The organism is Streptomyces sp. NPDC020362, assembly GCF_040642095.1.
Lineage (GTDB): Bacteria > Actinomycetota > Actinomycetes > Streptomycetales > Streptomycetaceae > Streptomyces.
Genome location: NZ_JBFAET010000314.1, coordinates 1 through 6,640 on the forward strand (window position 1 = coordinate 1; position 6,640 = coordinate 6,640).

The window sequence follows — 6,640 nt, forward strand, 5'->3', positions numbered from 1 at the left end:
CGCCCGGGGCGCCGGGGCCTTTCATGGGCCCGGAAAGCCGAAATGCCGGACCGGGAACGTTCCCGGTCCGGCATTCGCCGCTCGCGCCTCGCTCGCGCCTCAAAACTTGGGGTGAGGCACCTTGACGCCCTTGGGCAGCGGCACCCTGTTGGAACAGTCCACCACCGCACCGACCTTCCGGGACCCGCCGTTCAGCAGGTAGTCCTCGGGGAAGACCACGCGCGGCCGGTCGATCGTCGAGCAGTCCCGTGTCTGCTTGATGACATCCTTGCCGTCCTTGCCGGTGTGCTGAGACTCGCTCTTGCGCACACAGACGGTCTCCCACAGGCCGGTGGTCCTGCAGTCACTGGGGTATTCATCGGCGCTCGCGTGCGCGGCCCCGCCGCAGATCACGGCAAGACTTCCGACGAGCCCCGAGACGGTGGCCATCTTCTGCCGACTGAACATGTACTGCGCTCCTTTGCACATCTAGGCCCGGCGCCTTCGCCGTCGACCGGCGTGCGTCCGAGCCTTGGATAATGTCGATACAGAGGTCCCGGCACCCGGACGCGTTCCCAGGTACGCCCGGCGCCGGTGTTGCTGCAGCCCGGGCGCGCACCCTGTCGGGTCTGCTGCGCGTCCGGGCTGCCTTCGCCATTGTGGGTATTGCTCAGCACACCGTTGAACAGCCCGAGTTGATCCAGGACACGGGCGTTCGGTTCGTGCGATGCGCAGAGGAGGTTCTGATGGATGTCGATGCGTCTGTCGTGGCGCTCCGAGGCCGTGGGGGACGCGATGGCCCGCCAGGCGGCCGACCGCCGGCCGGCCAGGGTGCGGACTGCGGCGCGATCACCTGGGCAACGGCCTTCGGGGCCCCGTGGCCGGGGCGTTGGCCTGCGAGGAAGCCACCGCGACGGCCTGCGACGCGCACACCGAGCCCCCGAGTGCTTCCCTACTTGGAGCTGTCCGGACCGTAACCCTCTTCGGGCGCCTGGGACTTGCCGCCCTCTTCGGGCGCCTCGGACTTGTCGCCACCCGGCACACCCCACTGCTGCGAGTAGCCACCCCACGTGGCCACGGCGTTGGCCTGCGAGTTGGCCACCGCGTTGAGCTGCTGCGGAACAGCCTGGTCATCCTCACCACCGGCGAAGCTGACGCCGACACCAAGGACGGAAAGCCCCGCAACCGCCGCGGCTACGACCGCAGCACGCTGAAACTTACGCATGATTAGACCCTTTCGTACCTGGGCTTCAAGCCCTGGTTGACTACTTAGTGTGAGCATATACACACAATTCGTAGCAATTTGGGATCTTTGCGTGCTCGGTCGTGTCGGCTCATGATGGTGCACCATTGCGCCGGGAGGGGCGGGCAGTGAATGACCGGCCCGAAATCGTTCCGGTCCCGGCCATTCGCCGCCCGGCGGACGGGGAAAGTACCGGAAGGTTCCGCCCCGGCCCTCAGCCCAGCACGTGAGGCAGGTCGAAGTCCCGGTCGGAGCCCGGAACCGTGCTGGAGCAGGTGATCTCGGGCCCGATCCGCATCTTCCCGTTGCCCAGGGCCGCGGGGATCGTCAAGGGCTGCGTCGGCAGGCAGTTGTCCTGGCGGGGGAAGGCCCCGTCCTCGGGCAGTTCGCCCTCGATCCGCTGGACGCAGGTGACGTTCCCCTGGATGTCGCGCGTGCAGATGCCCGGGCCTGACGCGGCATGTGCCTGGGCGACACCGGTACAGGCCACGGCGAGACCACCGAGAAGCCCTGAGACAGCCGCGATCTTCTTCCTGCTGAACATGTGATGCGTTTCCTTTGTGAGGGGCGCACTGTTGCTGCAGCCCGTGGCTGAGCCGCGAAGACGCGATGCTGCCGAGGGCGATTGCCGCGACATCCACCGCGGAGAATAGATGCGTCGTCTTTCAGCGGTTTGCCGACAACCGCTCGTCCACGCGCTGGATTTCAACGTCGGCGCGACGGCATCCGAACCGGACAAGCGGCCTCGCACTCCGGGCGGGCCGACATGAGCGGGCCCCTTCGGGGGTGCCCCCGAAGGGCTCGCACAAAGCGTCGCGCACGATGACGCAGCCGAACTCAGCTGCCGGCGGTGAAGGCGTTGTTGAACTGGCCGCAGGCGGTGTCCAGGGTCTGGCCGAGACCGAGCACGCCGATCGGGACGTTGTTCTCGGAGAACGTCTGCGGGCTGCACTCCTGGTAGGGGCGGTAAAGGTCGTTCACCTTTAGCCCGCTGTCGTGGGCGTAGGCGGTACCGGCGCCGACACCGACGGCGGACAGACCGCCGGCCGCCACTGCTGCGATCACGACTTGCTGAAGCTTACGCATGGAACCCTCGGTTCTTCATTGCCTGCACATCGAGGCTGATTGCCTACCGTGACTGAATGAACACTAGCAGTAGCGGTCCGGCGTATTCCACACCAGCGGATATCCGTGTCCGCGCAACCCGGCCTCGAGAAGGCTTACTTGATGAAAGCGCGGCAGCATTCCGCCGGTTGTGGTCACCGGCAAGGACCATCGCCGAGATGATGATCCGCTCGTGCTCCGCGATCGATTCACCGGTTTGTGTGAGCCGCGCCAACACCTGCGTAAATAAGGAAAGTTGATTTGGCGCAGAATGCCGACGTCCCCGGTTCACAAAAGGGTCGGCTCCGCATCCCGGACGGGCACGCGTGCGGCAACGGACTCGACCATGTCCCGCAGTCCCTCGACGTACAGCCGCATGTTCTTGTACGCGGCGTCGGTGTCCGGGTAGCGGCAGGCGAACCACAAGCCCTCGTGCAGCCGGTTGACCCAGGCACACACCTGGTCACCGTACGACACCCGGATCAGCCCGTACGCCTTCCGCTCGGTCCAGCGGGCCGAGCCGGGCACGACGCGGGCGTCGACGTACGAGACGATCGAGTACAGGTCGGGCGAGGTCGGGCGGAAGTCCGCGCCGAGCAGGCGCAGCACCCGGGCCAACGGGATGCGCGCCAGTGACCGGTTGGCCTGCAGCTCGGCGCGCACCGCGGCGAGTGCCGAGTCGAAGTCCCGTGCCGCGGGCACCTCGATCGGCGCGCCGCCGACGTACCAGCCCACGGAGTCCGCCCAGGTGGACTTCATCCGGGTGTGGAACGGCACCACGGCGCGGTAGACCGGATGTCCGCCGAGCTGGTGGACGATCAGGCTGGTCGCGGCCAGGACGCCCACCAGACTGCCGCCGTAGGGCCTGCAGTACGCCTCGAACGCGGCGGCGGCGTCCGCGTCCACGAGCGGCTCGCGCATCAGCTTCTGGGTGGGCAGCGGGTCGCCGGGCTGCACACCGAGGTCGACGGGAAAGTCCGGCAGCCTGCCGTCGCACCGGCGGATGAACGCCCGCCAGCGGTCGACGATCGTGTGCGTGTCGTCGATCCCGTCCGCGTTGGCCCGCTCCTGCTCGCAGAAGTCGACGTAACTGCCGACCGGCGTCTGGGTCAGGGTGCGGCCCGTGAGCTGTGCCGTGTACAACTCGTGGATCTCGTCCGGGATGCGCTGCAGGGAGTAGGCATCGACGTTGGTGTGGTCGAAGGCCATGTACACGCTGGTGGAGTCGTCGCGGACGACCGCCGTGTAGATGAGGTTCGGCCAGCCGAGCGCGTCCGCCGCCACGTCGAATCGGTCCTGCAAGTGCCGTACCAGCGCGCCCGCGTCGGTGAAGTCGCCGACCGGCTCGCGGCGCAGCGACACGTCGTCCTCGGCGAGGGTGAACCGGTGCATCTCGTCCCCGGCCCACCTGAAGCCGCTGCGCAGCGTCTCGTGCCGCAGCGTCCAGCCGCGCAGCGCCTCCTCCAGCGCGTCGAGGTCGACCCGGCCCGGCAGGTCGAACGCCGCACCGAGCCAGGTCGGCACGAACAGGCCGTCCTCGCGCACCGACCGCGCCGTTCTGATGTGCCCTTCCTGGATGTACGCCGGCGGCCGCGAGTCCGTCGGCAGCGTTGCCGCCGCCGCGCGGGTCGCCGGGCTGAACGTCCACTCGACGAGCAGTCCGGGACGGACCTCGCAGCGCTGGATGTCAGAAATTCGCACGGGCGTCTCCGTTCGCAGAAGGCACAGAATCGATCAAGGGAGTGCCGTGCGCGCGAGCGGTGGCCGCCGTGTCGCCGGCTTTTCAGCGGAATGCGTGACGTCTCGAACGGCGAAGCGATCAGTGGACGGTGATCGGGTCGTCGGTGCCGACGAGGCCGAAGTCGGTGACCACATCCGCGAGTTCGTCCTCTCCGTGGTTCGTGGTGGTACCGGGGAGAGGCCGCCCGGCGGTTGGGCCCGACCGCCGGGACTCCTCCTGCGTGCTCCTCCCGCGAACCGGCCTCACACGTACTGGTAGATGCCCCTCATGTCCTCCAGTTCGTCCGGTGTCACGTTCCACGGCGGCAGCCTCTCGTGGCGGGACACGATCCGGCCGTGCTGGGCGTCGTGCGCACCGGGCGGCTCGGCCGGGAGGTAGCGGGGGTTGCCGTACCGCTGCCGCCAGAGGGTCCACTGCAGATCGACGAAGGCGTGGTGGAGCCAGAAGACGGGGTCGTTGGCGGAGGCGCCGCCGAGCATCAGCCCGCCGACCCAGCGGTGCACCCGGTTGTGGTTGTGCCAGGATCCGCTGCCCCGGCCCGGTCCCCACCCCTCCATCCTGTTGCGGAAGCCCTTGGTGACCGTCGAGTCCCACGGCGCGGTGTCGTAGACCCGGTCGGCCAGCGCCTTGTCCAGGTCGGCGCGGGTCGGCAGCTGGATCGGGGCGCGGGCGTTGCCGAGGTCGCGTGTGAGGAACTCCCCCGTGGTCACGCCCTCCCTGATCCTCCAGTGGCCCGCCCGGTAGGCGAACGGGCCGGTCATCACCTGCCGGTCCGAGCGCCGTCCGGTGCCGCCGAGCAGGTCGTCGGTCCACGGCATGGCGGTGGGCTTGCGGTCGCGGGTCCAGTCCCAGTACGGCACCGTCACCGAGGGGTCCACCCGGCGCAGCGCCTGTTCCAGCTCCAGCACGAACTTGCGGTGCCAGGGCAGGAAGGAGGGCGCCATGTGGGCGGTGCGCAGCCCGCGCTCGCCGTCGGGCTTGTTGTACGCGATGTGCATCCGTACGAACTCGTCGTACTCACCGCGCCGTTTGACCTCCAGCAGTGCACCCACGAACCGTTGCCGCTCGGCACGGGTCAGACTGGTGACGTTCTTACGCGTGTACGCCATGCTCGCCACCCCCGTACATCGGCCCCCCGCCCATCGGGCCCGGCGCCAGATCGCGCAGTTGTTCCCCGGGACTCAGCTCGTCGACCGCCCCGCGGGCCGCGGCCAGCGGGGTCGCGTACGAGCGGTAGTGGTCGATCATGCTCAGCCAGCTGCCGTCCGCGCGGCGCATCAGGTGCAGGGGGCGGCCGTCGATCGTGACCTCCCACTGGCCGGCGGCGTCCCGCCGTGCCGTCGGGACCTCGGCGCCGCGGATGTGGCGGCCCCGGTAGGTCTCGTCGAAGGCGGTGGCCCGCCGGCCGTCGTCCGGGGCGGGCGAGGGCCGTGCGCAGGCCGCGGCCACCGGGGCGAGCGCCGCGGCGACGGCCGAGGAGAGCAGCCTGCGGGTCACGTCCCGCCGTGTTCTGCCCAGGTACCGTGCTCTGCCCGCGACCGGTGTGCCGCGCTGTCCGCCGACCGGCGCTCCGCCGACGTCTTGGACCATCGTTCACTCCTCGTCCGGTTCGGTTGTCAGCAGCGGTAACCGCCCGGCGGCCCTCCCGGTCACCGCCGTGCCGCCGGACCGGTGACAGGAGCGCGTGTCGCGACGCGGGGGGATCGGCGCCCGCGTCGTGCAACGGCCGGGAGAACGACGTCAGTTCGGGATGTGGGGGAACCGCGGCGGTCAGGCGGTCCAGAAGTCCCACCAGCGGGTCAGGATCAGCATGCCGACGATCGCGATGTGCAGCAGCGGCAGCAGCCAGGTGAACTCGGCGAAGAAGATCCGCAGCGCGGCCGGCGCGGGCAGGAACCGCCGCTGCACGGCGAAGGAGGTCACGTACCAGAACATCAGGATCGTCGCGACCCACGCCAGACAGCACCACAGGCACAGCGCGTTGATCCGGTACAGGGACTGGAACTGCAGCCAGGAGACGAATCCGACCCCGAACAGGCACCCCGCGTCGAAGGTCAGCCAGTACCAGCGGGGGAAGGCGGCGCCGGCCAGCAGGCTCACGCCGACGCAGATCACGACGCCGTAGGCCACCAGGCCCAGCATCGGGTTGGGGAATCCGAAGACCGAGGCCTGCGGGCTCTTCATGACGCTGCCGCAGGACACCACCGGGTTCAGGCTGCACCCGGGCGTGAAGTTCGGGTTCTCGAGCAGCTTGAACTTGTCGAGCGTGATGACCCAGGAGGCCAGCAGCCCGGCCGCGCCCGTGAGCACCAGGAGCACCGCGAGGCCGCGGCCCCCGCCCGCCGCCCGGGGCGCCGGCGCCGCCATCAGGCGCTCGGGCCGCGGGCCGGCGGGCCGGGCTCGGGGGTGCCGCGGCGGCCGCATCCATGAGCGTGCTCACGGCGCTGTTGAGGCGCCTTCAGGGACGTCACCGTGTTCCTTTCGTCGTTCCCTTCGTCGGCGGCAGCCGTTGCGCCGGTACGGCGGGCCGGGCACAACGGCTCTACGCGGCCCGGTCCGTCACGGCCCGGGCC

General features: G+C 69.5%; 8 protein-coding genes. All 8 read right to left on the minus strand.

Annotated elements, in window-relative coordinates:
* Positions 1 to 99 precede the first annotated feature (99 nt).
* The 8 genes from AB0H32_RS45560 to AB0H32_RS45595 all read right to left on the minus strand — a co-directional run bounded on the left by AB0H32_RS45560 (position 100) and on the right by AB0H32_RS45595 (position 6,434).
* Complete coding sequence (locus AB0H32_RS45560; protein ID WP_361134731.1) at positions 100 to 447, minus strand: hypothetical protein; 348 nt, start codon at positions 445 to 447, stop codon at positions 100 to 102.
* Between the two features lie 484 nt (positions 448 to 931).
* Entirely contained in the window at positions 932 to 1,204 is a 273-nt protein-coding gene (locus AB0H32_RS45565) for a hypothetical protein (protein WP_361134733.1), read from the minus strand.
* 232 nt (positions 1,205 to 1,436) lie between these two features.
* Positions 1,437 to 1,766, minus strand: coding sequence for a hypothetical protein (locus AB0H32_RS45570; RefSeq protein ID WP_361134736.1), 330 nt, complete (start codon positions 1,764 to 1,766; stop codon positions 1,437 to 1,439).
* 293 nt (positions 1,767 to 2,059) lie between these two features.
* Entirely contained in the window at positions 2,060 to 2,287 is a 228-nt protein-coding gene (locus AB0H32_RS45575) for a hypothetical protein (RefSeq protein WP_361134738.1), read from the minus strand.
* A gap of 327 nt (positions 2,288 to 2,614) precedes the next feature.
* Positions 2,615 to 4,027: a condensation domain-containing protein gene (locus AB0H32_RS45580; protein WP_361134741.1), complete on the minus strand. Its 1,413-nt coding sequence runs from the start codon at positions 4,025 to 4,027 to the stop codon at positions 2,615 to 2,617.
* A 282-nt stretch (positions 4,028 to 4,309) separates the two neighbouring features.
* Positions 4,310 to 5,176, minus strand: coding sequence for a tyrosinase family protein (locus AB0H32_RS45585; protein ID WP_361134744.1), 867 nt, complete (start codon positions 5,174 to 5,176; stop codon positions 4,310 to 4,312).
* Positions 5,160 to 5,657, minus strand: a complete 498-nt coding sequence (locus AB0H32_RS45590; RefSeq protein WP_361134747.1) for a tyrosinase family oxidase copper chaperone — start codon at positions 5,655 to 5,657, stop codon at positions 5,160 to 5,162. The genes AB0H32_RS45585 and AB0H32_RS45590 overlap by 17 nt, the downstream gene beginning before the upstream one ends.
* 180 nt (positions 5,658 to 5,837) lie before the next feature.
* Positions 5,838 to 6,434: a vitamin K epoxide reductase family protein gene (locus tag AB0H32_RS45595; protein WP_361134750.1), complete on the minus strand. Its 597-nt coding sequence runs from the start codon at positions 6,432 to 6,434 to the stop codon at positions 5,838 to 5,840.
* Between the last annotated feature and the right edge of the window lie 206 nt (positions 6,435 to 6,640).

Bases quoted from the DNA above. Each gene is read 5' to 3' on its own strand.
- AB0H32_RS45585 (WP_361134744.1), bottom strand. From the start codon at position 5,176: ATGGCGTACACGCGTAAGAACGTCACCAGTCTGACCCGTGCCGAGCGG.
- AB0H32_RS45595 (WP_361134750.1), bottom strand. From the start codon at position 6,434: ATGGCGGCGCCGGCGCCCCGGGCGGCGGGCGGGGGCCGCGGCCTCGCG.
- AB0H32_RS45565 (WP_361134733.1), bottom strand. From the start codon at position 1,204: ATGCGTAAGTTTCAGCGTGCTGCGGTCGTAGCCGCGGCGGTTGCGGGG.
- AB0H32_RS45590 (WP_361134747.1), bottom strand. From the start codon at position 5,657: ATGGTCCAAGACGTCGGCGGAGCGCCGGTCGGCGGACAGCGCGGCACA.
- AB0H32_RS45570 (WP_361134736.1), bottom strand. From the start codon at position 1,766: ATGTTCAGCAGGAAGAAGATCGCGGCTGTCTCAGGGCTTCTCGGTGGT.
- AB0H32_RS45560 (WP_361134731.1), bottom strand. From the start codon at position 447: ATGTTCAGTCGGCAGAAGATGGCCACCGTCTCGGGGCTCGTCGGAAGT.